At 66.9% G+C, this 24,459-nt stretch carries 19 protein-coding genes and 1 pseudogene; 9 read left to right on the top strand and 11 right to left on the bottom strand.

Features of this window, described 5'->3' with window-relative positions; all coding sequences use genetic code 11:
- The first annotated feature begins 36 nt into the window (after nt 1-36).
- On the top strand, nt 37-723 hold the full coding sequence (locus ACP7AU_RS10310) for a TorF family putative porin (protein WP_426037492.1): 687 nt from the start codon (nt 37-39) through the stop codon (nt 721-723).
- Nucleotides 724-781: 58 nt separating this feature from the next.
- Here the strand turns inward: ACP7AU_RS10310 and ACP7AU_RS10305 are convergent, their stop codons facing one another.
- From ACP7AU_RS10305 to ACP7AU_RS10290, 4 genes are all read right to left on the bottom strand, one after another.
- Nucleotides 782-3,100, bottom strand: a complete 2,319-nt coding sequence (locus ACP7AU_RS10305) for a glucan 1,4-alpha-glucosidase (RefSeq protein ID WP_426051370.1) — start codon at nt 3,098-3,100, stop codon at nt 782-784.
- Between the two features lie 77 nt (nt 3,101-3,177).
- Nucleotides 3,178-4,101 carry an alpha/beta hydrolase gene (locus ACP7AU_RS10300; RefSeq protein WP_426037494.1) on the bottom strand — a complete coding sequence of 308 codons (924 nt, stop codon included), beginning with the start codon at nt 4,099-4,101 and terminating at the stop codon, nt 3,178-3,180.
- Nucleotides 4,098-5,564 (bottom strand): MFS transporter, encoded by a 1,467-nt coding sequence (locus tag ACP7AU_RS10295; RefSeq protein ID WP_426037734.1) that lies wholly within the window; start codon nt 5,562-5,564, stop codon nt 4,098-4,100. The genes ACP7AU_RS10300 and ACP7AU_RS10295 overlap by 4 nt, the downstream gene beginning before the upstream one ends.
- Nucleotides 5,565-5,617: 53 nt before the next feature.
- Nucleotides 5,618-7,678: a glycoside hydrolase family 97 protein gene (locus ACP7AU_RS10290; RefSeq protein WP_426051345.1), complete on the bottom strand. Its 2,061-nt coding sequence runs from the start codon at nt 7,676-7,678 to the stop codon at nt 5,618-5,620.
- A gap of 76 nt (nt 7,679-7,754) precedes the next feature.
- Here ACP7AU_RS10290 and ACP7AU_RS10285 point away from each other — a divergent pair, with 76 nt between their 5' ends.
- A complete protein-coding gene (locus ACP7AU_RS10285) occupies nt 7,755-8,807 on the top strand; it encodes a LacI family DNA-binding transcriptional regulator (RefSeq protein WP_303694001.1) in 1,053 nt (350 codons plus the stop codon).
- Between the two features lie 2 nt (nt 8,808-8,809).
- Here ACP7AU_RS10285 and ACP7AU_RS10280 read toward each other — a convergent pair whose 3' ends face one another.
- Both ACP7AU_RS10280 and ACP7AU_RS10275 read right to left on the bottom strand, forming a co-directional pair.
- A complete protein-coding gene (locus ACP7AU_RS10280; RefSeq protein WP_426051369.1) occupies nt 8,810-10,447 on the bottom strand; it encodes an alpha-amylase family glycosyl hydrolase in 1,638 nt (545 codons plus the stop codon).
- An 11-nt stretch (nt 10,448-10,458) separates the two neighbouring features.
- Nucleotides 10,459-12,264, bottom strand: coding sequence for an alpha-amylase family glycosyl hydrolase (locus ACP7AU_RS10275; RefSeq protein WP_426051344.1), 1,806 nt, complete (start codon nt 12,262-12,264; stop codon nt 10,459-10,461).
- Nucleotides 12,265-12,551: 287 nt separating this feature from the next.
- Between ACP7AU_RS10275 and ACP7AU_RS10270 the strand changes: the two genes are divergently transcribed.
- Together ACP7AU_RS10270 and ACP7AU_RS10265 are read left to right on the top strand one after the other, a co-directional pair.
- Entirely contained in the window at nt 12,552-15,332 is a 2,781-nt protein-coding gene (locus ACP7AU_RS10270) for a TonB-dependent receptor (protein ID WP_426051343.1), read from the top strand.
- A gap of 210 nt (nt 15,333-15,542) precedes the next feature.
- Nucleotides 15,543-16,829, top strand: coding sequence for a sugar MFS transporter (locus ACP7AU_RS10265; protein ID WP_426051342.1), 1,287 nt, complete (start codon nt 15,543-15,545; stop codon nt 16,827-16,829).
- Nucleotides 16,830-17,017: 188 nt separating this feature from the next.
- On the opposite strand, the gene ACP7AU_RS10260 is transcribed toward ACP7AU_RS10265, so the two are convergent.
- The 4 genes from ACP7AU_RS10260 to ACP7AU_RS10245 are packed head-to-tail and all read right to left on the bottom strand — an operon-like array spanning nt 17,018 to nt 19,788.
- Nucleotides 17,018-17,623: a DUF1190 domain-containing protein gene (locus ACP7AU_RS10260; protein ID WP_426051341.1), complete on the bottom strand. Its 606-nt coding sequence runs from the start codon at nt 17,621-17,623 to the stop codon at nt 17,018-17,020.
- 7 nt (nt 17,624-17,630) lie between these two features.
- Nucleotides 17,631-18,041 (bottom strand): DUF350 domain-containing protein, encoded by a 411-nt coding sequence (locus ACP7AU_RS10255; protein WP_426051340.1) that lies wholly within the window; start codon nt 18,039-18,041, stop codon nt 17,631-17,633.
- A 30-nt stretch (nt 18,042-18,071) separates the two neighbouring features.
- Nucleotides 18,072-18,734: a YjfK family protein gene (locus ACP7AU_RS10250; RefSeq protein ID WP_426051339.1), complete on the bottom strand. Its 663-nt coding sequence runs from the start codon at nt 18,732-18,734 to the stop codon at nt 18,072-18,074.
- Nucleotides 18,735-18,744: 10 nt separating this feature from the next.
- Nucleotides 18,745-19,788, bottom strand: coding sequence for a potassium channel family protein (locus ACP7AU_RS10245; RefSeq protein ID WP_426051338.1), 1,044 nt, complete (start codon nt 19,786-19,788; stop codon nt 18,745-18,747).
- A 328-nt stretch (nt 19,789-20,116) separates the two neighbouring features.
- Between ACP7AU_RS10245 and ACP7AU_RS10240 the strand changes: the two genes are divergently transcribed.
- The 5 genes and pseudogenes from ACP7AU_RS10240 (at nt 20,117) to ACP7AU_RS10220 (ending at nt 23,501) form a co-directional block, all read left to right on the top strand.
- On the top strand, nt 20,117-20,566 hold the full coding sequence (locus tag ACP7AU_RS10240) for a YjfI family protein (protein WP_426051337.1): 450 nt from the start codon (nt 20,117-20,119) through the stop codon (nt 20,564-20,566).
- A gap of 16 nt (nt 20,567-20,582) precedes the next feature.
- Nucleotides 20,583-21,323, top strand: a complete 741-nt coding sequence (locus ACP7AU_RS10235) for a PspA/IM30 family protein (protein WP_426051336.1) — start codon at nt 20,583-20,585, stop codon at nt 21,321-21,323.
- A pseudogene (locus ACP7AU_RS10230) lies at nt 21,324-21,441 on the top strand (hypothetical protein); the annotation flags it as partial.
- A 21-nt stretch (nt 21,442-21,462) separates the two neighbouring features.
- Nucleotides 21,463-22,623, top strand: a complete 1,161-nt coding sequence (locus tag ACP7AU_RS10225) for a glutathionylspermidine synthase family protein (protein WP_426051335.1) — start codon at nt 21,463-21,465, stop codon at nt 22,621-22,623.
- 71 nt (nt 22,624-22,694) lie between these two features.
- The gene (locus ACP7AU_RS10220) at nt 22,695-23,501 is read left to right on the top strand and encodes a metallophosphoesterase family protein (protein ID WP_426051334.1); all 807 of its coding nucleotides are present in this window, start codon (nt 22,695-22,697) and stop codon (nt 23,499-23,501) included.
- Here ACP7AU_RS10220 and ACP7AU_RS10215 read toward each other — a convergent pair.
- On the bottom strand, nt 23,498-24,367 hold the full coding sequence (locus tag ACP7AU_RS10215) for a WecB/TagA/CpsF family glycosyltransferase (RefSeq protein ID WP_426037521.1): 870 nt from the start codon (nt 24,365-24,367) through the stop codon (nt 23,498-23,500). The genes ACP7AU_RS10220 and ACP7AU_RS10215 overlap by 4 nt on opposite strands.
- Nucleotides 24,368-24,459: the final 92 nt, after the last annotated feature.

Below are 24,459 nucleotides of genomic sequence, written 5' to 3'. Positions count from 1 at the left end.
CTGACAGATTCAAACAGAACACACGGGGATACCGAGATGAGACTGCAAGCTTCCTGCGCGGCCCTGGCCGCCGCGATCGCCACCCTGGCCACGGCCGGCGCCGCTTTGGCCCAGGACGCGGAGTTCGCCTTCAACGCGGCGGCGACCAACGACTACGTCTTCCGCGGCGCCAGCCAGTCCAACGAGAACTTCGCCCTCTCGGGTGGTGTCGATATGACCATCGGCGGCCTTTACAGCGGCGTCTGGGCCTCGACCGTCGATTTCGGCGACGACACTTCGGCCGAGATCGACGCCTACGGCGGCTTCCGCTTCGAAGCGCAGGGCTTCGCCTTCGACCTCGGCGCGGTCGGCTATTTCTACGCTCATGACGACCAGGCCTCCGACTACGACTACGTCGAGGTGAAGGCCGCCGCGTCCCGCGCGATCGGCCCGGTGACCGCCGGCGTCGCCGTCTATTACTCGCCGGACTTCTTCGGCGTGGACGAGACCGCCACCTACGTCGAAGGCAATGTGGCGTTCACGCCGATCGACAAGGTCACGGTCTCCGGCGCCGTCGGCAAGCAGTGGCTGGACGTCACCGGCGACTACGTCACCTGGAACGTGGGCGCCGCCTACGCCTTCACCGATAGCCTGATCTTCGACGTCCGCTATCACGACACAGACGTCGACAACGCTCCGCTGTACGACGGCCGCGCGGTCGCCACGCTGAAAGTCCTGTTCTAGTCTTCCTCTGGACCAACCTGAAAACGCCGCCCCGGAGCGATCCGGGGCGGCGTTTTCGTTATCGGCTGTAGCGTTCTGCGACGGGAGCGTAGCGATCCCAGACCGCCCGGTCCGCCAGCGACCGTAACAGCTTCAGGTACTCCGCATGGCTCCAGGCCAAGGGGGTGGCGGAGTTGGTGCCCTGGCCGGGCTGATAACGGTGGGCCGTCGGATCGCCGACCCCGTCCCAGATCTGTTCGGACAACAGGTAGCCGTCGTTGCCCATGGCCTCCATGCCGGCGACATAGGTCTCACGGATCGCGCGGATCTCGGCCTCGGACGCGCCGCCCTGAAGCGCCCGCGCCAGCTCGTAGTGACCCCGCTCGCCGGTGAAAATCGGCCACAGGCGACCGCGCTGGCCCGGCGTCATGCCCCCCAGGCCGTAGTTGCCGCCGGTCTCCATGTTCTCGCCGTAGCCGTCGTTGCCGTAGCGTCTCCATGCCGGCGCGCCGCCGACGTCGTAGCGGACGCGCAGGCGATCCTCGCGCGTCTGGTCGTCGTATTCGGGCAGGGTGGCCAGGACCGACGACGCGTCAGCCCGGCGCACGCCATAGCGCACCAGCTCCAGGAAGCCGCCGTCGATGATCTGATCCTCCGGCAGGGCGGCCTGGCCGTTATTCTCACCCAGCGGGGCGTGGTCGTTCGGGTCCTCGTTGCGGCTCAGGCGGACGAAATAGTCGCCGTCGCCCAGCGTCCCTTCGGTGGTGAACATCCGCGCCTCGACCTTCGACGCATAGTCGTCGGCGGCGGCCTGGTACCGGTGGGCGGAGGCGGCGTCGTCGGACGCCCGCGCGATCTCGGCGGCGACAGTCAGGCCGGTGATGACGGCGGCGGTGGTCGAGGGGGAGTAGCCTTCCTGTTCTTCCCAGCGCTCCTGCTGCGACCACGGCGGGGTGATGGTGCGGTCGTTCCAGTCGAGTGCGATCGTGCCGCCGTCCACCAGGAAGTCGGCGGCCGGCTTGATCATCCGGGTGTACATCAGCGCCATCTCTGCGTCGGACACCTCGCCCGCCTTCCACAGGCGCCAGCCCAGCATGATCGGCATGGCGGTCTGGTCCAGCTGGACCCCGACCCATTCGATCTGGCAGTCGACATGGGTCTTCTGCAGGAACCAGCCGGTCGCGCCAGTATTGCCCGGCGTCTCGGCCGTCACCTGAACCTGGGGCAGGTAGCGGAAGGCGGCGACGGGGGTCTCCGCATCGCCCAGCGCCATCAGGGCCATGGCCACCTGATAGAAGTCGCGCGGCCAGACGGCCTTGTAGCCGGTCGAGCTGTTGGTCGCGTCCACCGTGTCGCCCCACGGGTTGGAGAGGGAGGCGATCAGCGCGCCCGCATGGGTGCGGTCCTCCTGCACCTTCAACATGAGGGCCGAGGCGTAGGCCAGTTTGCCGCCGTCGGTGGACTGCTCCGCCAGGCGCGGCAATTCTGTCAGGGAGCCGAGATAGTCCTCCCAGCCGACTGCTTCGCCCTGTCCGGTGAATGCCTCCAGCGCGCCGTCGAGGTCGGTCAGGGTCCCGGCTGCCTGGGCCTCGGCGCCGGCCGCGTTCTCGCCGAAGCCTATGACGTAATCGCGGCTCAGGGTCTGGCCCCGGCCCACCGTCGGCAGGGCGCCGGTCAGCATGATGTTGCCCGGCTCGGACCCTGTGGCGGCATAGGCGTGATCGAGACGCCCGTCGGCGAGGTCGGTCAGGCCGTCGGACGCACCCAAGAACCCGACGCTGGCCGCCTCGAACGGCGTGCTGGCCACGAGGCTCAGGGCGACGTCGCCCTCCACAGCGCTGAGTGACCGGGTCGAGGCCGCGCCGCGATCACCGACGCCCGTATTGGCCATATGCGGCTCTAGCAGCAGATACGGGGTGACCGGGCCGGACAGGGCGCGGATCATCGTGCGCACGACCAGGCTCTGGCGGTCAGGGTCGGTGTACACGTGCTTCTCGATCTCGAACCGGTCCTGCCTGTCCCGGGTGATCACGCGGTAGGCGGGCGACAGGGGGCGGCCTTCCGCGTCCGTGTGCAGGCATTCGATGCGCGAAGTGGTGTCGGTTCCTTCGACGGACAGACCGGTTCCGGTCATCACGGCGAAGCGCATCTGCTTGATCTGGGCCTCGTGGATCAGGCCGTACATGGTCTCGGTCAGGACCCCGTCGGCGATCGAGAACCAGACGCGGGAGACGGTCCCGGTGCGGCCGCCGTCGCGATACTGGCGGTCGACATAGGCCTCGTAGGAGGCGCCGACGCCTTGTTTGACGGCGCTGGACCAGGTCGGAACAGCGCCCGGCGCGCCGGGGGCGACGCCTTCGGCGATCTGCGGCGCGACGGCGACAGGGGCCGCGCTCATCGAAGCGCAGGCGCCCAGCGGCAGGAGGGCGGCGCTCAGCATCAGGGCGGCGGTCAGACTACGCATCGGGATCACTTTCACTGGGGCGGAAGCAGGAAGGTCAGGGGGATGTCGAGCCGGCTGTTCCAGCTCTTCTCGTTGTGTTCGGCGCCGGGGAAGACCAGGGTCCGGAAACGATCGGCAGGCCAGCCCGCAGCCGTGACCACCTGGTCGATGCGCGACTGGAAGAAGGCGTAGAACTGATCCAGTGTCTCGTCGCCGCGATCGAAATACAGTCTGTGCGTCGCCGGATCGGGCAGGCCGGCCGCGATGACGCCGGACCAGGCGGCGACCACCGTCTCGCGCCAGGCCGCCAGGGCTTCTCCCTGCAGCGCGTCACGCCGCAGAGGCCAATGGGTGGAGAGGCAGCCGGCGGCGCCGAACACGTCGGGATATTGCATCAGGGCGCTGAGCGAGATCAGCCCGCCCATGCTGGAGCCCATGATGACCGTGTCGTCGCGCCCGGGCCGCGTTCGGAAGTCCGCGTCGATGCGGGGCTTCAGCTCTTCGACCAGAAACCGCAGATAGCCGTCCGAGAGGGACGCGCCGCCATAGAGGGTTTCGACGTCGGCGCGGGTCGCGTCGGGCAGGGCCGCGATCAGCTCGGACGGAACGTACTCGCGCAGGCGCAGCGGCGTGTTCCAGACGCCGATCACGATGGGAGCCCGCACCTGGCCGGTCGCGATCAGCCGGACCAGATGCTCGTCGACGCCCCATTCTCCGAACGGGGCCCGGGCCGCGTCGAACAGGTTCTGGCCGTCATGCATGTAGAGGACGGGATGGCGGTCCGCGCCGACGTCGTAGCCCGGAGGCAGCCAGACGGTGACATTGCGCGTCGCCGCCTGGGCCGAGTTCATGTCCGGGTATTCGACAAGCCGCCCGCCGGCCACGGGCTCGGCCCGTACAGCGCTGGCAAAGGGCAGGGCCGCAAGCGCAACGAGGAGGGCGCGCCGATCCATCATGCCGCCCCGGGCTCCCTGACGAACAGGGCGCACACGGCCGCGATGAAGAACGACCCGCCGCCGATGACCAAGGCCCAGATCGCCTCGCCGGCGAAGAAGTGCTTCAGCGTCAGGCCCAGGATGGTCGCGGCCAGGAGTTGGGGCACGACGATGAAGATGTTGAAGATGCCCATATAGACGCCCATCTTCCCCCCCGGCACGGCGCCCGACAGGATGGCGTAGGGCATCGACAGGATCGAGGCCCAGGCGAAGCCGACGCCGATCATCGGAACCCACAGCAGGGCCGGGTCGCGGATCATGGCGATGCCGATCAGGCCCAGTCCGCCCAGCACCAGGTTGATGGCGTGCGCGCCCCGGCGGCCGGTCCTCCGGGCCAGCACCGGGATGACGAAGGCCGCCAGTGCCGCCACGCCGTTGTAGACGCCGAACAGGACTCCGACCCAGTTCGCCCCGGTGTTGTAGGCCGCCGAGGTGGTGTCGCTCGTGCCGTAGTGGACGGCCGTGACCGCGGCGGTGGTGTAGATCCACATGGCGAACAGGGCGAACCAGCTGAAGAACTGGACCACGGCCAGGCCGCGCATGGCCTCGGGCATGCGGAAGATGTCATCGACGATCTCGGTCACGCCGTTCGAGGCCTTCGCCGCATGCAGGGCGCCGACGGCGATCTGTAAAACCCCGAAGGCGGCGATGCCTCCGGCGGCGATATAGAGTTCCTTCTCCAGCCCGGCCCCCGCGACGCCGATGAAGCCCGCGAAGCCGACGGCGGCCCAGACCAGACCGCCGAGGATGTAGGATTTCGATGACCGCGCAGGGGCCTGTTCACCGTCGGGAAGCTGGCCGGGCAGGGCGCGGTGGGCATCGAAGGCGGCGACCTGTTCGGGGCTGTATTCCTTCGTCGAAAAGACGGTCCACAGCACGGCCGACAACAGGCAGGCGGCGCCGATGTAGTAGGCCCAGCGGACGCTGTCGGGGGTGATCCCCTCGGGCGCGACGGAGGCGACGCCGAGGTTTGACAGGATCCACGGAAGGCACGACGCAAACACCGCACCCGTGCCGATGAAGAAGCTCTGCATCGCATAGCCGGCGGTCCGCTGCTCGTCGGGCAGCAGGTCGCCGACGAAGGCGCGGAACGGCTCCATGGTGATATTGATCGAGGCGTCCATGATCCACAGCATGGCGGCCGCGAACCACAGGGTCGGGCTGTTCGGCATCGCCACCAGAGCCAGCGACGTCAGCACCGCGCCGACCAGGAAATAGGGTCGCCGACGGCCCAGCGGCGTCCAGGTCTTGTCGCTGAGATGGCCGATGATCGGCTGGACCAGCAGGCCCGTCAGGGGCGCGGCGATCCACAGGATGGCGAGACTGTCGACCTCGGCGCCCAGGGTCTGGAAGATTCGGCTGGTGTTGGCGTTCTGCAGGCCGAAACCGATCTGGATCCCGAAGAACCCCACGCACATGTTCATGATCGCCAGGGCGTTCAGGCGTGGGCGAAGGGTCAGGAGGGCGGAGGGCGGGGTCACCGGCGCGCGCTCCCGAGCGGCACGAACCGGATGGCCTGGCCGCCGCCGGGTGCGAGCCGCAGGGTCAGGGTCTCGGCCGACGTCACCTCCTGCTGCTCGATGACGATGTCGGTGCGGCTGCGGCCGTCTCCATCTCGCCAGTCGGCGTTGGGACCGTCGCGGTAGATCTCCGCGCGATAGCGGACCCCGGGCTCAAGGAAGCTCAGTGACGCTTGCAGTACGCGCGGGTTCTCGTCGGTGATCGAGCCCAGGAACCACTCGCGGGTTCCGCGCTCCTTGCGCGCGATGGTGACGAAGTCGCCGACCTCGCCGTTCAGCACCCGGGTCTCGTCCCAGTCGACAGCGACGTCCCTGATGAACTGGAAGGGGGCCGGATTGGCCTCGTAGTTGTCGAGCAGATCGGCCGCCATCTGGATCGGGCTGTAGATCGTCACATACAGCGCGAGCTGTTTGGCCCAGGTCGTGGCAATTCCGTCGGGCGCGCGGGTGACCATGCCGAAGATGCCCGGCGTATAGTCCATCGGCCCGGCCAAAAGGCGGGTGAAGACCAGGTTGACCTCGTGCTCGGGCGGATTGCCCGGCTGGCCCCAGGCGCTGAACTCCGTGCCCCGCGCGCCTTCGCGAGAGATCATGTTCGGGTAGGTGCGACGCAGGCCCGTATCCTTGAACGGCTCGTGGGCGTTGATCGCGACGTGGCGCTCGGCCGCCTCGCGCACGACGGCCAGATGGTGGCGGCTCATGGCCTGGCTCTCATGCCAGGCGAAGGTCGGCTGGCCGTCCGGGCCGGTGACCCGCGCTCCGCCGGCATCGGCGACATAGCCGGTCTTGACCGTCGTGATACCCAGCCGCTGATTCAGATCGAAGGCGGCCTGCATCTGCTGTTCGTAGTGGTAGGCGTTGCCGCCGGTCTCGTGGTGGCCGATCAGCTGGACGCCGCGCTCGCGGGCGTAGGCGGCGAGGCCCTCGATGTCGAAATCGGGATAGGCTTCGGTGAACGAATAATCCCAGCCGTTGCCGAACCAGTCGCCGTCCCAGCCGACGTTCCAGCCCTCGACCAGCACCCCGCCGAAGCCGTTCTCGGCGGCGAAGTCGATGTGGCGGCGGGTGTTGTCATTGGTTGCGCCGTGACGGGGACCCGCGTTCCAGGTCTTCAGGTCGAGGTGCATTTCCCACCAGACGCCGACGTATTTCATCGGCCGGAACCAGCTGACGTCACCGATCGCATTGGGGGCGTTCAGGTTCAGGATCAGGGCGGATTCGACCAGGCCGCCGGCCGTGTCGGTGATCTGCAGGGTGCGCCATGGTGTGTTGAACGGCGCCTCGCGCTCAACCGCCGCGTTGGTGAAGCCGGGCGTCAGGTCGGCGACGAAGCGACGGCCCTCGGCGCGGCGCAGGTTCATGCCGGCATAGTCGATCAGGGCCGCCTCGTGGATCGAGACATGCAGACCCGAGTCCAGCCGCATCGTCATCGGCGTCTGGGTGTTCGACGCCTCCTGGATCGAGGTGCGGTGATACAGATATTCCTCGCGGTTCCACTCGTGCGAGGGGATCCACCAGGCCTCGCCGTCCTCGGCGATGTTGAACTCGGTCAGCTCCGAACCGATGCGGACGGTTGGCAGGGCGTCCTGCTGCGGGAACTCGTAGCGGAAGCCCAAACCGTCGTCATAGACGCGGAACACGACGTCGAAGATCCGCGCCAGGGCGGTGCGTTCGCGCAGATGCACGCGCAGTTCCCGGTAGTGGTTGCGGATGAACCGGCGCTCGCCCCAGGGCTGCTCCCAGGTATCGTCGTGATCGGTGGCGGGTTCGGCCGAAACGACCAGTCCGCGCTCCAGTTTCGGCGCATCGGTCAGGATGAAGCCGAGGCGCGAGGGGGCGATCACAGGGCGGCCAAGGCGGTTGACGGCGTAGCTCGGGCGGCCGTCGCCGTCGGTCGTGACACTGACCGTCAGCGACCCGTCGGGCGAGGAGACGGTTGCCTGCGCCGGGGGCGGGGTCTGCGCCACGGCCGGCGAACAGAGGGCGACCAGCGCCAGCACAAGCAACGGAATACGCATCGGCTTCACTCCTCTAAAGCTTCTGGATCGAAGCCCTTGCCAAGCGCCGCGCAACGGATGCAGATGCGGCGATGACGTGGTTTGCAGCAAAATTTGCAGTATCGGCGGGGCGGGCTTGAGCAAGCGATCCACCCGTCTGGAAGACATCGCGACCCTGGCCGGGGTGTCGATCTCCACCGCCTCGCGGGCGCTGAACGACAGCCCGGCGGTGAACGCGCGCACCAAACAGGCGATCTGGAAGCTGGCGCGCGAGCACGACTATCCGTTCCGCCGCTACATGCCCGCCGGCCCCATCGGCGCCTCGGGCACCATCGCCCTGGTGACACCGCGACCGCAGGGGCGTGAAGGGCGTCTGAGCGATCCCTTCTTCCTTGAGCTTCTGGCCGGGGTGGGGGAGGCGGCGCGCGAGCGCGGTTGCGACCTTGTGATGAGCCACGTCTCGCCGGCGAACATCGATGATCTGAACGCGGCCATGAACACCAGCCGCGCGGACGGAGTGATCTTTCTCGGTCAATCGACCCTGCATTCGGCCTTCAACCGGATGGCGGAGACGGACGGCCGGTTCGTGGTCTGGGGCGCCGAACTGCCGGACCAGAACTATTGCTCGATCGGCTCGGACAACATCAACGGCGGACGCCGGGCGACGGCGCATCTGGCGCGGCTGGGCAGGAAGCGCATCGTCTTCCTCGGCGACCTCGAACCGCCCGAGGCGATGCAGCGTCAGCGCGGCTATGCCGAGGCTTGCGAGGCGGCGGGTCTGGGCGTCGATCCCGACCTGATCGTCCCCGCGCATTTCGAGGTCGAGAGCGCGGAGGCTTCGGTCGATTCCATGATCCGCAGGGGACTGGATTTCGACGGCATCGTCGCGGCGTCCGACCTGATCGCGCTCGGCGCGGTGCGCGCCCTGCTTCATGCCGGCAAACGGGTGCCCGAGGACGTGTCGGTGATCGGCTTCGATAATGTGCCCTTCAGCCGCTACAGCCGTCCGGCCCTGTCGACCATCGCCCAGGACACGATGAAGGCCGGCCGGCTGATGGTCTCTAAACTGCTGGACCACGCCGGCGAGGGCGGCGGGCGCTCCGAACGCATCCCCACCGACCTGATCATCAGGGAGACGTGCGGCGGCTGAGGTCATCCGGTCGGCCCGGAGAAGATCAGCCCCGCCATCGGCGCAAGCTGACCGGATCGTGCGTCCGGCTGGTTCACCGCCTCGACCACGGACCAGCCCGCGGGCGGCGTCCAGGCGATCGGATCGTGACCCAGGTTGAAGGCGCAGAGCAGGGTCTCGCCGCCGCCCTCGCGCCGGAACAGCAGGAGTTCGCCGGCGTCCTTCAGCATCGTCATCGCGCCGGTGCGCAGCGCTGGATGGCTGTGACGCAGGGCGATCAGGCGACGCGCCAGATGCAGGGTCGAATTCGGATCCTTCTCCTGCACCTCGACCGCCAGGGCGCGATGACGCGGATCGACCGGCAGCCAGGGCTCGTGCTCCGAGAAACCGGCGAAGCCGTTGTCGCTCTTCCACGGCATGGGGGTGCGGGCGCCATCGCGGCCCAGGGTGTCGGGCCAGTTGGCGATGGCCTCGGGATCGACCAGCCGCTCGAACGGAACCTCGGCCTGGGGCAGTCCCAGTTCCTCGCCTTGATAGACGAAGACGTTGCCGCGCAGGCACATGAGCAGCAGCAGCGCCATCTCGGCGAAGGCCTTGGGGTCGCGACCTTCTGCCCAGCGCGACAGGGCGCGTGGCGCGTCGTGATTGGAGAAGCTCCAGGACGGCCAGCCCTCGCCCTCGGTCCCCGGCCACATTGCCGGGCCGCGATCGACCAGATCCGTCGTCAGCTTGTCGGCATACAGATAGAGGAAGCCATAGGCCGAATGCAGCCGGTCGGCGCCCTCGGTGTAGAGCTTCATCTCCTCGTTGGCCTTCTCGCCCCCGACCTCGGCCACCAGGAACCGGTCCCCGTCATAGGAATCGGTCGTCTGACGCAGCCGGGTCAGGAACGTCAGGATGTCGGGATGCGACTGGTTGTGGTCGTGGTGCTGGAAGTCGAACGATCGGGTGCGCTTGCCGGGCGTCAGGACCGGCGGGTTGTCGGTCAGGGCGGGGTCGTGCATCGAGAAATTCAGGGCGTCGCAACGGAACCCGTCCACCCCCCGATCCAGCCAGAAGCGGGCCACGCTCAGCAGAGCCTCCTGGACCTCGGCGTTCCTCACGTTCAGCTGCGGCTGCTCCTTGAGGAAGTTGTGCATGTAGTACTGGTGCCGGCGTGCATTCCAGGTCCAGGCCGGGCCGCCGAACACCGACTGCCAGTTGGACGGTGGCGAGCCTTCCGGCCTGGCGTCGGCCCAGACGAACCAGTCGGCCTTGGGATTGGTCCGGTCCTGGCGGCTTTCCTGGAACCATTCATGCAGGTCCGAGGTGTGGGAATAGACCTGGTCGATGATGACTTTCAGGCCCAGTTCGTGCGCTCGCGCCACCAGCCGGTCAAAATCCTCCATCGTGCCGAAGATTGGATCGATGCCGACATAGTCGGCGACGTCGTAGCCGAAGTCCTTCATCGGCGAGGTGAAGAAGGGCGACAGCCAGACCCCGTCCACGCCCAGCGAGGCGACATGCCCCAGATGCGCGGTGATGCCTGGCAGGTCGCCGATTCCGTCGCCGTTGGTGTCGGCGAAGCTGCGCGGATAGACCTGATAGATGACGGCCCCGCGCCACCACTCGCGATGCGGCGCGGCCTCGCCCCCGGGGACGGCGTACAGGTCTTGGCTCAGGGGTTCAGCAGTCAACGCACACCTTCGGAACTACAGATCAAATAATCGAGCGCGGGCACGGTGACCCGGATACTGGCGGGGGCGGTCGCCGACATGGGGCAATCACCCCGCAAAGAGGACCAGTCGGCGGAGGCGGCGTCCACCTCGATGTTCGCCGTGATCGGTGCGGTCGAGGTGTTGTAGACGATCAGGGTCTCGCCCGCCGTGTCCAGGATGCGGCGCGATACGGCCAGAAGGCCCGGCGCCTCGGCGGCGAAACGCACGGTTTGCAGACCCCGGCGCAGGCGGACATCGGCCTGGCGCAGGCGAGCCATCGCGGCGATCGCGCGGTACAGCGGGGCCTCGATCGAGAAGGTCGGCGGGGCTCCACCGACGATCCGGTCGTCGCGATAGGAGGCGACCTGGGTCTCGAACATGTCCTGACGCGCGCTGCCGTAGCCGCCGGCGCCGGAGAAGCCCTGTTCGTCGCCGTAGTAGAGGGTCGGGGTGCCGCGCGAGAACATCATCATCGCGTGGGCCAGGGTCTCGCGCTGGAGCAGTTCTTCATCCGAGATGTCTGGCTTGGCCGTCAGGATGAAGCCGCCGATCCGGCCCATGTCGTGATTACCGAGAAAGGTCGGCAGGCCGAGCGCGCCGATTTCGCCGCCTTGGTAGAGGGCGTCCGAGGCGAACACCCTGGCCAGGCGATCGGGCGGCGCGTCGCGGGCGACGATGTCGGTCACCGTGTACTGAAAGCCGAAGTCGAGCACCGCCGGGTAGCCGTCGATGCGGGTGAAGCGCGCCGTCACCGCCGGATCGACGTCATAGACCTCGCCGAAGATGTGGAAGTTCGGGATGCCGTTGGCCTCTGCCCGCGCGATCATGGCCGGGACGAAGGCCTGCCAGAACTCGGGGTTCACATGCCGGGCCGTGTCGATACGGAAGCCGTCGATCTGGTAGCGGTCGATCCAGTCGCCAAAGATCTCGATCATACCCTCGACCACGCGCGGGTGTTCGGTCATCAGGTCGTCGAGGCCGGCGAAGTCGCCGTCTAGCGAGCTCTCGCCCCGGAAGGTCGTGTCGCCACGGTTGTGGTAATAGGCGGGGTCGTTGAGCCAGGCCGGGACCTTCACCGTCTCCTCGCCCGCCGGGACGTAGGGGGTCCAGGCGAAGTCGGTGTCGGTCAGCCGGTCGAAATTCCGCCCGGTGAAACCGTCGTTGATCGCCTCGCCGTCCACACCGCCCCGACGGGTGAACGGATAGTCCGCCCGGCTGCGATAGGCGCAGTCGTTGGCCGGGCACTCGCGATAGCGGATCACGTCGGCCGTGTGGTTGGCGACGATGCCCATATAGACCTTCATGCCGCGCGCATGGGCGGCCTCGACCAGGGCGCGCATCGCTGCCTCGTCGCCGAAATGCGGATCGACGCGGGTGAAGTCGGTGATCCAGTAGCCGTGCGACCCGGCGAACTCGCGGCCCGGCTCGCCCTGCACCGGTTTGTTCTTGAAGATCGGAGCCATCCAGATGGCTGTCGCGCCGAGGCCCTGGATGTAGTCCAGCCGACGCTCGATCCCGGCAAGGTCCCCGCCGTGATAGAAGCCTTCGTGCGTCGGGTCGAAGCCGTGGTCCAGCCGCCCGCCGGAAATGCCGCCCGTGTCGTTGGACGCATCGCCGTTGTCGAACCGGTCCGGCATCAGGAAATAGATCACCTCGTCCTGCGGCAGGCGCGCGCGATAGTCCGGCGTCTGCGCAAGCGCGGTGGAGGCCAGCAGCGTCGTCATGAGACCCAGGGTCAGGCCCCGAGCCATGCTCGGGACGCGACGGGATGATGTGGTCATCGCTCTATCTCCTCCCTTCCTGGTCGCCGGATACAAGGCCCGGCAGAACTCTTTGCAAGATTTTGCAGGCTCAGTTCGCCGTGTCAATGCAGCAACGGTGACGCCTCTTCGCTCAGGCTGTGCATATGTTGCGCCGCAATATTGGGCGGAGTCGCTGGATTTCAGGTTCGCCTTGTTTCGAACCCTCGCATTACAAGCTTGCAAGGTTGCGCAGAGTTTGCATAGATTTGCGTAACAGGTCGGGATCGCTTCGTCAGAAACGCGAGATGGCCGCAGGGAGGAAGACGATGAGGAACCGCTTCAACACGCGTGCGCGTCTGATGGCCGGAGGCGCGGCGAGCGTCCTGGCAATGCTGGTTGTCACCGGTGGCGCACAGGCCCAGACCACTCCACAGGACGATGACGCCACCCAGGTGGAAGAAGTCATCGTCACCGGCATCCGTGGCTCGATCGCCAGCTCGATCGCCGCCAAGGCCCGCAACACCTCCATCGTCGAGGTCATCACGGCCGAGGACATCGGCAAGCTGCCGGACGTCTCCATCGCCGAATCCCTGGCGCGCCTGCCGGGCCTGACGGTCCAGCGCCTGGACGGCCGGGGTCAGCTGATCTCGATCCGCGGCCTCGGTCCCGACTTCACCACCGCCCTGCTGAACGGTCGCGAGCAGGTCACCACCGGCGACAACCGCGGCGTCGAATTCGACCAGTACCCGTCGGAACTGCTCAGCGGCGTCACCATCTACAAGACCCCGGACGCCCAGCTGATCGGTCAGGGGCTGGCCGGCACGGTCGACCTGCAGACGATCCGCCCGCTGGCCTACGGCCGTCGCGCCATCGCCGCCAACGTCCGTTACGAGCAGAACGACATCGGCGCGCTCAACTCGGGCACCGAGGACAGCGGCGTCCGCTACAGCGTGTCCTACATCGACCAGTTCGCGGACGACACGATCGGCATCGCCCTGGGCTACGCCCACATCACCAGCCCCTATCAGTCCGAGCGCTATAACGCCTGGGGCTATCCGACCACCGGCTCGGGCGCCTTCGTCATCGGCGGCGTGAAGCCCTATGTCATGTCATCGGAGCTGGAACGCGACGGCTTCATGGGCACGCTGGAGTTCCGCCCGAACGATCGCTTCCATTCGACCATCGACGGCTTCTATTCCGAGTTCCAGAACACCCAGATCCTGCGCGGCATCGAGTTCCCGCTGTGGTGGGGCGGCTCTTCGGGCAACTGCCCGACCCAGGTGCAGACGGCGACCTGCCGTCCCGGCCCGGCGCTGCAGACCGGTGCCACAGTCGCCAACGGCTTCGTCACCGCCGGAACGTTCAACAATGTGAAGGGCGTCATCCGCAACGACGTCAACACCCGCGACAGCAACATCACCTCGCTGGGCTGGAACACGGTTTTCGACGCGACCGACGACTGGTCGTTCATGGCCGACCTGAGCTACTCCAAGGTCGAGCGCGAGGACGTCGTGCTGGAAACCTATTCCGGCACCGGACGCGACGTCGCCGGAGCACTGGACACGCTCGGTTTCCGCCTGGATGAGAACAACGTCCCCGTCTTCACCCACAACCTGAACTATGCCGATCCGAACCTGATCCGTCTGACCAGCCCGCAAGGCTGGGGCGGCGACATCATTCCGGGCGGCCAGGACGGCTACCTGAACAACCCGAGCATCGACGACGAGCTCAAGGCTGTGCGCCTCGAAGCTCGCCACCAGTTCAACGGCGAAGGTCCGTTCTCCTCGATCAAGTTCGGCGTCAACATCTCCGAGCGCGAGAAGACCTTCGTCAATGACCAGTTCTTCCTCGGCGTTCCGGGCGGCGCCTCGGCCGTCGTGCCGACCGCCTTCCTGTTGCCCGCGACCCAGCTGACATACCTCGGCCTGGGCGGCGTCATCAGCTATGACGCGCTGGGCCTGGTGAACTCCGGCTTCTACAACCGGGTCCGCAACCCCAACGCCGATGTGCGTTCGGGCAACTGGGAAGTGACCGAGAAGGTCAACACGGCTTACGTCCAGTTGAACATCGATCACATGCTGGGCTCCCTGCCTCTGACGGGCAACATCGGCCTGCAGTACATTGGCACGGATCAGAGCTCGAACGGCTTCGCAGCCTCGGGCAGCGGCGCATCGACCGTCTCGAGGGCCGTGTCCGGCGGTCGGGAGTACGAGGAGTTCCTGCCTTCCACCAACTTCATTCTGCAAGTTCAGGATGACATGTTCCTGCGCTTCGCCGCGGCCCGCACCCTCGCCCGGACTCGGATGGACGATATGCGCGCGTCGCGGAACTTCAGCTTCAACGTGACGAACAACACGCCGGCGGCGCGTCCGGACCTCAACTCGCCCTGGAGCGGCTCGGGCGGCAATCTGGACCTGATGCCGACCATCGCCAACGTCTATGACATCTCGTTCGAGAAATATTTCGCCGACCGTCAGGGCTATGTCTCGATCGCCGGCTTCTACAAGGACCTGGAGACCTTCGTCTTTACGCGGAACCAGATCTTCGACTTCAGCGGCTACCCATCGGGCTCTGTCGTCCCGGTGATCAACCAGGGCGTGGTCTCGGCCCCGGACAACGGCGAGGGCGGCTATATCTCGGGCATCGAGTTCGCCCTGTCGATGCCGTTCGACATCGTCCACCCGGCGCTGGAAGGCTTCGGTATGCAGGCCTCGGTCTCGCAGACCTCCAGCGAGATCAAGCCGGACGGCCAGGCCGCGACGGCCTTGCCAGGCCTGTCGGAAACAGTCGCTAACCTGACTGTCTACTACGAGGCCAACGACTTCCAGGCGCGCATCTCGAACCGCTATCGCTCCGACTTCCTCGGAGAAGTCGCCGGCTTCGGCAACGGCCGTACCCTGCGCAGTGTCGCCGCCGAGAACGTCGTCGACGCCCAGGTCGGCTACGAGTTCCAGTCGGGCATGCTCGAGGGCGCCTCGGTGCTGTTCCAGGTCAATAACCTGACCGACGAGCCGTTCCAGACCTTCCAGAACGGCGACGAGCGTCAGGTCATCGACTATCAGACCTATGGCCGGACCTTCCTGATCGGTGTGAACTACAAATACTGATCCGATCATTGGTCGCCCCCGTCCCCTTGCCCCGAGGGGCCGGGGTGTGGCCGCCGCCTCCTGAGGCGTGAAACTGGCCGTGCGGGTCCGCTTGCACGGCCACTTTTCGTTACGGGCGGAAGATCGCACTGGACGGCGCGGACGATCCGCGTGACCCATGGGACGTAAGCGGTTACGGGCGACCAACGCCCGACAGGAAACGAGGCCAGGATGACCGAGACCACCACGACCCCGACGAAGGGCACGACCCTCGCCTTCGCCTATGTGACGACGCTGTTCTTCGCCTGGGGGTTCGCGACCTCGCTGATCGATCCGCTGATCGCGGCTGTGCGGCGGGTGTTCGATCTCAGCTTCACCGAGGCCTTCCTGACCACCTTCGCCTGGTTCATCGCCTATGGGGTCGCCTCCCTGCCGGCGGCTGCGGTCCTCGCCCGCCTCGGCTACAGCCGGGCCATCCTGGCGGCTCTGGCGACGATGGTGGCGGGCTGTCTGATCGTGCCGCTCTCGACCATGGTCGACTGGTATCCCGGCATCCTGATCGCCCTGTTCGTGATCGCCTCAGGGGTCACCCTGCTGCAGGTCGCCGCCAATCCGCTGGTCGCCGAGCTGGGGGCGAAGAAGAGCTCGCATCTGCGCCTGACGCTGTCGCAGGCCTTCAACTCGCTCGGCACGACGATTGGGCCGTGGCTGGGGTCGCACGTCCTTCTAACCGGCGGCGTGTTCGCGGCCGGCGCGGTGGTCACTGTCGCTACTCGCGGCGAGTCCATGCGCGCCATCGACCTGGCCTTCCTGGCGCTGGGCGGCTTCTTCGCCCTGGTCGCCGCCTTCATCTTCTCGGCGCGGAAACAGATCAATGCGGCCGCTCCGGTGACCGACGCGGCCGGTTCCAACCTCCTGACTGCCTTCCGCTCGCCCTGGGCGCTCTTCGGCGCCGTGGCCATCTTCATCTATGTCGGGTCCGAAGTGGCCATCGGTTCGCTGATGACCAACTTCCTAGCCTCGGAGAGCATCCTCAACCGTCCGCTGGAGGAGGCCGGCAAGCTTGTCGCCCTGTACTGGGGCGGCGCCATGGTCGGCCGTTTCGTCGGCACGCTCCTGCTGCGCTTCATTCCCGCCGGCTGGTTGCTGGCGATGTGCACCGTGGCGGCAGGCATCCTGTGCTTCGTCGTCATCCAGACCGGCGGGACCACGGCCGCCTATGCAGCCCTGTCGATCGGGCTGTTCAACTCGATCATGTTCCCGACCATTTTCACCCTGACGCTGGAGCGGTCCTCAGCCCCGACCTCGGCGACCTCGGGCCTGCTGGTCTTCGGCATCATCGGCGGCGCCGTCCTGCCGCTGCTGGCAGGGCGGATCGCGGACAGCGCGGGCGGGGTGCTGAACCCGGCCTTCTGGGTGCCGCTGCTGGGTTATGTGGCGCTGACGGTGTTCGCCATCGCAGCGGCCCGGACCAAGGTGCGGGGCGAGGTCGCGGCAACGGTGAGCGGCGGGCACTAGAAGAAGACCCTCTCCCCTTGCGGGAGAGGGAGATCGCGCACGGCGGCGAAGCCGTCGTTCTGGAGCGGTCGGGTGAGGGGTGACGCGGGGCGCTGACCGGAGAGGCATCTCGACCCCTCCCCCTTTCGCGCGAGGCCGTTCGCTTCGCTCTCGGGCGCTCAAGCCCTCTCCCGCAAGGGGAGAGGGGCCTACCCCCCGTAACCCCGTCCGCCGCCGCCGAAGCCGCCGCGCGAGACCACGGTCGTGCGGCTCTGGACGCGGCTCGGCGCCTGACGCGCGACGTCGGTCCCGTAGTCGCGGCCATTGGCGACCTGGCGCCCCGTGCGATAGTCGCGGCTCAGATATCCGCCGCCATAGCCGTTCTGGAAATTGCCGTTGCGGTCGCGGTAGAGGCCGCCGCCGCCGCGATAGCCGCCGCCGTTAAGCATCTGGCCGATGACAAAGCCGGTCAGCAGGGGCGTGAAGAATGAGCCGCCGGAGCTGTTCGGACGGCACTGGTCCGGACCCCACTGGCCCTCGCATTCCGACTGGGTGGCATAGCGCGGCGCGGTCGTTTCGGCCTGGGTGCGGGCGTTGGCGTCGGCGGCGTCACATTCCGTGTCGGTGATGTCATTGGCGGCCTTGCACTCGTCCAGGGACGTATAGGCGAGGGCCGGCACGGGCTCCGGCACGGCGACCTGCGGCGCGCCGCAGGCGGCGAGCGAGAAGGAGGCCGTCGCCATCAGACTGGTGACCTGCAGTGTGCGCGAACGCTTCAGGTGGCGCATTGTGGTGGTCTCGGGAAGGTCGCTCATGTTTCCCTCACGTCGTCATGCAGGCGGCGTTCAGCAAGCCGACGCAGATGGAAATGGAGGCCAGATAGATGGCGGCGGCGATCTCGCCCGCCTCGATGCGGGTCGCGAGGTTCTTGAACGCCAGTTTGCTGACGACCACGAAGGCCAGGATCTGGATGATGCCTGCGAGCGTCGCCCAGGCCGCGAACTCCATCAGGCTGACCGTATGCGACAGGGCCGAGGCCAGCGGTAGGACATAGCCGATCAGGGCACCGCCCAGGGCAATGGCCGCCGCCGGATTGCCGTCCCGGATCAGTGTCCGCTCGTGATAGGGCGTGATCCACTGGTAGATCAGCTTGAACGCCACGGTGAAGACCCCCGCCGCGGCGAAGGCGATGACGAAGGCCGTGGCCCCCGTCTGGAATGCAAACCAGTCCATCGTCTCAGTGCTCCATTGTCGTGGGACGGCTCACGCCGTGAACTCGCCGACTTCCAGGGGGATGCCGACCATGATCTCGTGGCTGATGTCGGCGGATTTCCCTGGCGCCTTCTCGGGCTCCATTTCCAGCGCCAGCATCAGTTCGCGTCCGCCCGACAGGTCCCGCGCATACAGCATGCAGGTCTGGAAGATCCGGCCATGGGGAACGGTCGCCGTGCGGTCGTCCCAGATCGATTCCCACAGCGTCACCGGCGGCTGGCGCGCGTCGCTCTCGGCGAACCAGTAACGGGGGTAGGACGGCAGCTCCTCCGCCGTCCCGTCGAACACGGGCTCGCTCAGCCGGTCGGTCCAGATTCGGCGCTCCCGCGGACCGGGCGGATAGGCGCTTGTCCAGGGAATGAACAGGGAGAAATCATAGGCCTCGGCGCCGGTGGCGTCGTCGCTCATGGCCTGCAGCATCACGTGGTCGTCGGTGTAGAAGCGATGCACATGCTGGCCGCTGTCCAGGGCGATCGTGCCCTGGGCCGTGATCTCCAGCGCGTCGGTGTCCAGGTTGAAGACTGTCTCGGGCTGCAGCCGGCGCCAGGCGAGCGGGTCGAGGGACACGGTGCGGCCCACGGTGATGTTGCGCACCATCGCCAGCCGGTTTGTAGGCTCGGGTGGAGGCAGTCCGCCGAAGAGACGCTTGAACATGGCCCGGTCTTTACCCCGCGATTGCCGAGGCATCGAGCCTATTCGACGCGACATAGAACAGACGATCGCCTGGTTCGACGCGGCGGTCTGCCGGCGGGTTGAAGGTCGGGCGGGTGTCCTGTCCGGGCTGAATGGCCAGAAGCGTGGCTCCCCGGTCCAGAAGGACTCTGGCCAGGTCGCCGAACGGACGCGCCGCGCGATCCGGCCATTGCAGGCTGAACAGGGTCGCGCTGGCGTCGAGATGGCTGGTCAGGGCGCTGATGACCTGACTGGCGCCGGGGTCCTTGCAGGCGCGCGCGACCAACTCCGGGCCGGCGGACAGGATCACCTCAACCTCTGGGCAATGCTGGTCGATCAAACGAGCGTGATCTTCGTCTTCGAAATAGCAGACGACGTGGGCACTGGCGGGGGCCAGGGCCGTCGCGGCGAGCGTCGCCGCCAGGGTGTCGGAGTCCGAGTCTGTAAAGACCAGCACGCGGCTGGCCTCGCGCACGCCGGCCCGCGTCAGGGCCTCGGTGGACGTCAGGCTCTCGGACTGGACGTAGCGGACGCGCGAGTCGATATCGGTCAATGTCTGGCGCGTCAGCAACACCAGGGTCTGGTCGTGGGCCACGTCCGAGCACAGTTCGGCGATCATTTTCGGGGTGCGAGCGGCGTGATGGCCGATCAGCACGATGGACTGGGTCATCCTGGAGTAGTCTCCTTTGCCGGCGCGGCGGAGGCGCCAGACTTCGCCGATGGCGGCGAAGACCTTGGCGACGACGGTGGTGAATGCGGCGATGGCCCCTGGAAAGACCCACAGGGCGGTGATCAGTCTGCCGCCGTCGCTTGAGGGACTCAGATCCCCATAGCCGACCGTATAGGCCGTGGTGGCGTACCAGTAGAAAAACGTCGCTGGGGCCGTCAGTTCCGTTTCTCCGAAGAGCACGAAAAGCACCCAGGTCGAGACGGCATGCAAGCTGATCAGCAGGAAAAGCAGGGTCCAGTGCAGATCGGCCATCGCATGGAAAGCCTCATCGAACAGTCGCGCGAGCTTCATTCGCGGCAGCAGCATTCGCCCGTGACCCCGGCCGGGCCCTATGCCCAAGGTTGAATCTTGGCAGGTGGCTGGCGGATGTCAATCGTTCCTGATACGCGTAACATGAAACATGCGTAATCTGGACACAGCCCCCTTGCAGTCGGCGAATGATCGGATCAGAGCTTGGCGAAAGGCCCGGCGTGAAGCGGGCATGGTCAAGCTGGAGTTCTGGGTGCCGGCCCCGACCCGAGACGATGTCAGGGCTGCAGTGCACGCTATTGTCACCGATTCGACGCGCGGACCCGCGCTTGCGCCGCGCCGCCGGCGCCCCACCTCTTCGACATCAACCGGAGCCGAACCGCACATGGACGCCGTCATCGAAACCGCCTGGACCGTGCCCGCCATCAAGGCCGCGCTGGACGAGTCCGCCCTGGTTCGCGAGGGGGAAATGACCCTGCGCGTGCTGGAAGGGGCCGATCCCGTGCTGTTGGCCACCATGCATGAGTATGGCGACCTGCCGGTCTATCTGAGCGTCGGCGGGGCGCAGATCGTCTGTTCGGTCCTGCTGTGGCCGGTGGCGGAACAGGCCGACACGGCCCGGTTCAACGCCTTCCTGCTGAAGGCCCAGCGGCTGGTGCCCCTGTCGAACTTCGCGATCACCACCGTCGGCGATCAGGACGTCTATGAGCTGATGGGCGAACTGTCGTCCAAGACCACGCTCCAGACCATCCTGATTGAACTGCGCACCCTGGCCGAGAACGCCATCGACGCCACCGACCTGCGCGAAACCTTCGGCACCGAAGCCGCCGCCTGAACCGGAGACCAGACCCATGTCCATGCTCAGCAAACTCTCCGCCCTGTTCCGCGGCACCGCCCATGACACCGCCCAGTCGGTGGTTGACGCCAACGCCCTGAAGATCCTCGATCAGGAAATCCGCGACGCCGACACGGCCCAGGGTAAGGCCCGCGACGACCTTGCCGGCCTTGTCGCCCGCCGCCGCATGGCGGAAAGCGAGATGGCCTCGTTCCGCGACCAGATCGGCAAATATGAAAGTTCGACCCGCGCCGCGCTCGGCCAGGGCAAGACCGATCTGGCCCGCGAGGTCGCAGGCCGGATCGCCGAACTGGAATCCGAGATCGGCACGCGCGGTCCGCTGATCGACAACATGAAGGCCGCCGAGGCGCGCCTGCGCACCGCCATCGCCTCGACCGACCAGAAGATTGAGACCCTGCGTCGCGAGATCGATATCGTGAAGGTCAACGAAAGCGTCCAACGCGCCCAGACCTCGGTCGCCCTGCAATCGGCCGGCGCCCATTCGCGCATCGGCTCCGCCGCCGACAGCCTGCAGCGCATCAAGCAGCGCCAGGCGGTTCAGGAGGAGCGTCTCCGTGTTGGCCAGGAGTTCGAGGACAAGCGCACCGGCGCCGACCTCGACGCCAAGCTTAAGGAGGCCGGCATTCTGCCCGGGCATTCGTCGGCCGACGATGTGCTGGCGCGGCTGACGCAACAGGACGTTACGGTGGTCACGCCGCGCATCGGGCAGGCGACGCCGGATAAAGACCCAGCCTAAATCCTCCCTCTGGGGGAGGGGGACCGCGAAGCGGTGGAGGGGGCTGGCCCCAGACACCGGATTCGCGGCTGGCCCCCTCCGTCACGGCGCTGAAGTAGCGCCGCGCCACCTCCCCCGACGGGGGAGGTTTGGAGATCATATGCAACGCCTCATCCTCCCCGAACGTCCCGACTGGCAGGCCAAGGCCGACAGCCTCGGCTTCACCTGGCACCACACGTCGGGCGATCCCTATTGGTCCGACGAGGTCGCCTACGCCCTGACGCTTCAGGAAGTGGAGGAGGGGATCGAGGCGCCGACCGCCGAACTGCATCAGATGTGCCTCGATCTCGTCGACGAGGCGGTGAAGTCCGAACGGCTGATGAGCCTGCTCGACATCCCGGAAAAGCTCAGGGACTACGTCGCCGACAGCTGGAAGCGGGGCGACCCATCGCTATACGGCCGGTTCGACTTCGCCTACGACGGCCAGGGCCCCGCCAGGCTCTATGAGTACAACGCCGACACCCCGACGTCGATCTATGAGAGCGCGGTGTTCCAGTGGCTGTGGCTGGAAGACCGGATCGCCGACGGCTCGATCCCGGCCGCCGCCGACCAGTTCAACAGCCTGCATGAGAAACTGGTCGCCCGCTTCCGCGCCATCTTCCCGATGGGCGGGTTCGTGCATTTCTCGTCGGACCCCGATTTCGTCGAGGATCGCCAGACCGTCCGCTTCCTCGAGGATATCGCCAGACAGGCCGGTCTCGACCCGAAATTCGTGGCCATCGGCGACATCGGCCTGAACGCCGACGGGCGGTTTGTGGACGAACAGAACTGGCTGATCCAGGCCATGTTCAAACTCTACCCGTGGGAACAGATGCTGCGCGACGACTACGCCGAGCCTCTGCCCCACGCCGATATCACGGTGCTGGAGCCGGCGTGGAAATCGATCCTGTCCAACAAGGGCATCCTGCCGCTGCTGTGGGAACGCCACGCCGGTCACCCCAACCTGCTGGAGAGCTGGTTCGAGGACGATCCCGGAGCCTCGGCCCTGTCCTCCGCCCACGTCCGCAAGCCGCTTTTCTCTCGTGAGGGCGACAACATCTCGATCGTCGAGCCCGGCGGTACGGAACAGGGAAAGGACGGCGGCTACGACGGCCGCGCCATCCTCCAGGCCGTCCACGCTCCGCCCGTGTTCGACGGCCGTCACGCCATCATCGGCTCATGGGTGGTTGGCGAGGAACCGGCCGGCATGTCGGTGCGCGAGGACGAAGGCCGGATCACGCGCAACGTCTCGCGCTTCGTTCCCCACTTCATCCACGACTGATCCTCCGGCGTTAGAGGCGTCGCCCCCGGGTTCGGCTTGAACGCGGGGAAGCGAGGAGGCATGTGATCGGCATGCTCTCCCGCCTGTTCCCCAATCGGCCTGCACGGCCGGCGTCGCGCACGCCGCCCGACTGTGTCATCTGGGCGGTGGGCGACATCCACGGACGTTCCGATCTGGCCGACCGGCTGATACAGGCCATCCGTGCCGACCTGTATGCGGCCGAGGTGAAGCGCAAGGTCGTCGTCGTCCTCGGCGACTGTGTCGATCGCGGTCTCGACTCAAAAGGGGTCCTGAATCAGCTGATCAATCTCGCGGCCGATCCGGGGCTGGAGGTTCGCTTCATCCGCGGCAACCACGAGGACCGGATGGAGGCCTTCCTGCGCGATCCCCAGGTCGGCCCGTCTTGGTGCGACGAAGGCGGCCGCGACACCCTGGTGTCCTACGGCGTCAGTCCGCCCCCGCTGCGCGGCGATACTCTGGCCTGGGCCGATGCCTCGCGAGCGCTCGACGAGGCGTTGCCGGATTCCCACCGCGAGTTGCTGGCCAGCCAGGAGATGTCGATCTCGATCGGCGACTATTTCTTCACCCACGCCGGCGCCCGGCCTGGCGTCGCCCTGGCAGTCCAGTCGCCCCAAGATCTGATGTGGATTCGTGAGCCGTTCCTGGATCACGCAGGCCTGTTCGAGCAGGTGGTTGTGCACGGCCACACCCCCGCCGAGGGGGTTCATTCCGATGCGCGCCGAATCGGCGTCGACACCGGCGCCTATGCAACGAATGTGCTGTCGGCGGTCCGGCTCGAGGGCGAGACGCGGACCCAGGTACGGGCCACGGGCCGGGCTGGCCGCGTCGCGATTACCACCTCGTCCCTGGCGGTCTAGGCCCGGCCGAACCGTTTCGTCCGGATCGCCGTCCAGACATCGGCGACGATCAGTTGGCTCAGGCTCCACGGCTCTATCAGATAGCGGCGCGCCAGCCGCCTCGGGTCGTGGACCAGGCGAAACAACCATTCGAGGCCCATCCGACCCATCCAGCGCGGCGCGGCTTTCTGCTCACCGGCCTCATAGTCGAATGCGGCGCCGACCGAGAAAACGGCGCAGTCGGGCAGGGCGTCCAGATTGTCGAGGATCCACAGTTCCTGACGCGGCATGCCCATGCCGACGAACAGGATGTGCGGATCGAAGGCCTTCACCTCGGCGACCACGACTGCATTGTCGCGCGAGCCCGGGGTGGGGACGAAAAAGCCGTCACGCGCGCGAATGTCGGCGTTCGGGTACTCCGAAGCCAGACGGCCGCGCGCCCGCTCGACCACCTGCGGCGCACCGCCGATGTACATCACCCGCCAGCCCTTGCGGTCGACCAGGCTCCAGAAGTGGTCGCGCCAGTCCAGATAGGTGCAGCGGTGAAACGCCTTGCCCTGAAGGCCCAGCAGCCTTGCGAAATGGATCAGCGGCGTGGAGTCGACCTCGACAAGATCGGCCCGATCATAGAAGCGCTGAAGCCTTGGGTGCTTCTGAAGCAGGGCGAGGCTGTTGAGGTTGTGATTGGCGATAAGCACCTTGCGGCGCGCCTCGACCCAGGTCTCGACGTGGTGCAGAACCTCCTCTGGCCTGACCAGGTCGACAGTCTGGCCCAGCAGGCGGACGCGCTCGTGCTCACGCCGCGCCTTGCGGAAGGGCGCCCGCGCCTGCTGACGGCGATCGGTCGCAACAGCTTCGGGCAGGGAGAAGCGGGAGGCGTCGGTCATGCGCCTACCCTGACGGGTCCGGCTCAAGATCGGGTAAGGGGACAGGCTTAACAGGTCGTATCGCCCGCCTTTTGCGCCGCCGGGATGACTGG

The organism is Brevundimonas sp. SL161 (genome assembly GCF_049896985.1).
GTDB lineage: Bacteria > Pseudomonadota > Alphaproteobacteria > Caulobacterales > Caulobacteraceae > Brevundimonas.
Note: the sequence above shows the minus strand (reverse complement) of the source record. Positions and strands in the feature narration are given on the sequence as shown.

What these genes read in the sequence shown, in the direction of transcription:
- ACP7AU_RS10215 (WP_426037521.1), bottom strand. Translation starts at nt 24,367, where the DNA reads ATGACCGACGCCTCCCGCTTCTCCCTGCCCGAAGCTGTTGCGACCGAT.
- ACP7AU_RS10270 (WP_426051343.1), top strand. Translation starts at nt 12,552, where the DNA reads ATGAGGAACCGCTTCAACACGCGTGCGCGTCTGATGGCCGGAGGCGCG.
- ACP7AU_RS10235 (WP_426051336.1), top strand. Translation starts at nt 20,583, where the DNA reads ATGTCCATGCTCAGCAAACTCTCCGCCCTGTTCCGCGGCACCGCCCAT.
- ACP7AU_RS10255 (WP_426051340.1), bottom strand. Translation starts at nt 18,041, where the DNA reads ATGGACTGGTTTGCATTCCAGACGGGGGCCACGGCCTTCGTCATCGCC.
- ACP7AU_RS10245 (WP_426051338.1), bottom strand. Translation starts at nt 19,788, where the DNA reads ATGCTGCTGCCGCGAATGAAGCTCGCGCGACTGTTCGATGAGGCTTTC.
- ACP7AU_RS10265 (WP_426051342.1), top strand. Translation starts at nt 15,543, where the DNA reads ATGACCGAGACCACCACGACCCCGACGAAGGGCACGACCCTCGCCTTC.
- ACP7AU_RS10295 (WP_426037734.1), bottom strand. Translation starts at nt 5,564, where the DNA reads ATGAACATGTGCGTGGGGTTCTTCGGGATCCAGATCGGTTTCGGCCTG.
- ACP7AU_RS10240 (WP_426051337.1), top strand. Translation starts at nt 20,117, where the DNA reads ATGGACGCCGTCATCGAAACCGCCTGGACCGTGCCCGCCATCAAGGCC.
- ACP7AU_RS10290 (WP_426051345.1), bottom strand. Translation starts at nt 7,678, where the DNA reads ATGCGTATTCCGTTGCTTGTGCTGGCGCTGGTCGCCCTCTGTTCGCCG.
- ACP7AU_RS10225 (WP_426051335.1), top strand. Translation starts at nt 21,463, where the DNA reads ATGCAACGCCTCATCCTCCCCGAACGTCCCGACTGGCAGGCCAAGGCC.
- ACP7AU_RS10260 (WP_426051341.1), bottom strand. Translation starts at nt 17,623, where the DNA reads ATGAGCGACCTTCCCGAGACCACCACAATGCGCCACCTGAAGCGTTCG.
- ACP7AU_RS10305 (WP_426051370.1), bottom strand. Translation starts at nt 3,100, where the DNA reads ATGAGCGCGGCCCCTGTCGCCGTCGCGCCGCAGATCGCCGAAGGCGTC.
- ACP7AU_RS10310 (WP_426037492.1), top strand. Translation starts at nt 37, where the DNA reads ATGAGACTGCAAGCTTCCTGCGCGGCCCTGGCCGCCGCGATCGCCACC.
- ACP7AU_RS10250 (WP_426051339.1), bottom strand. Translation starts at nt 18,734, where the DNA reads ATGTTCAAGCGTCTCTTCGGCGGACTGCCTCCACCCGAGCCTACAAAC.
- ACP7AU_RS10300 (WP_426037494.1), bottom strand. Translation starts at nt 4,101, where the DNA reads ATGATGGATCGGCGCGCCCTCCTCGTTGCGCTTGCGGCCCTGCCCTTT.
- ACP7AU_RS10275 (WP_426051344.1), bottom strand. Translation starts at nt 12,264, where the DNA reads ATGACCACATCATCCCGTCGCGTCCCGAGCATGGCTCGGGGCCTGACC.
- ACP7AU_RS10220 (WP_426051334.1), top strand. Translation starts at nt 22,695, where the DNA reads ATGCTCTCCCGCCTGTTCCCCAATCGGCCTGCACGGCCGGCGTCGCGC.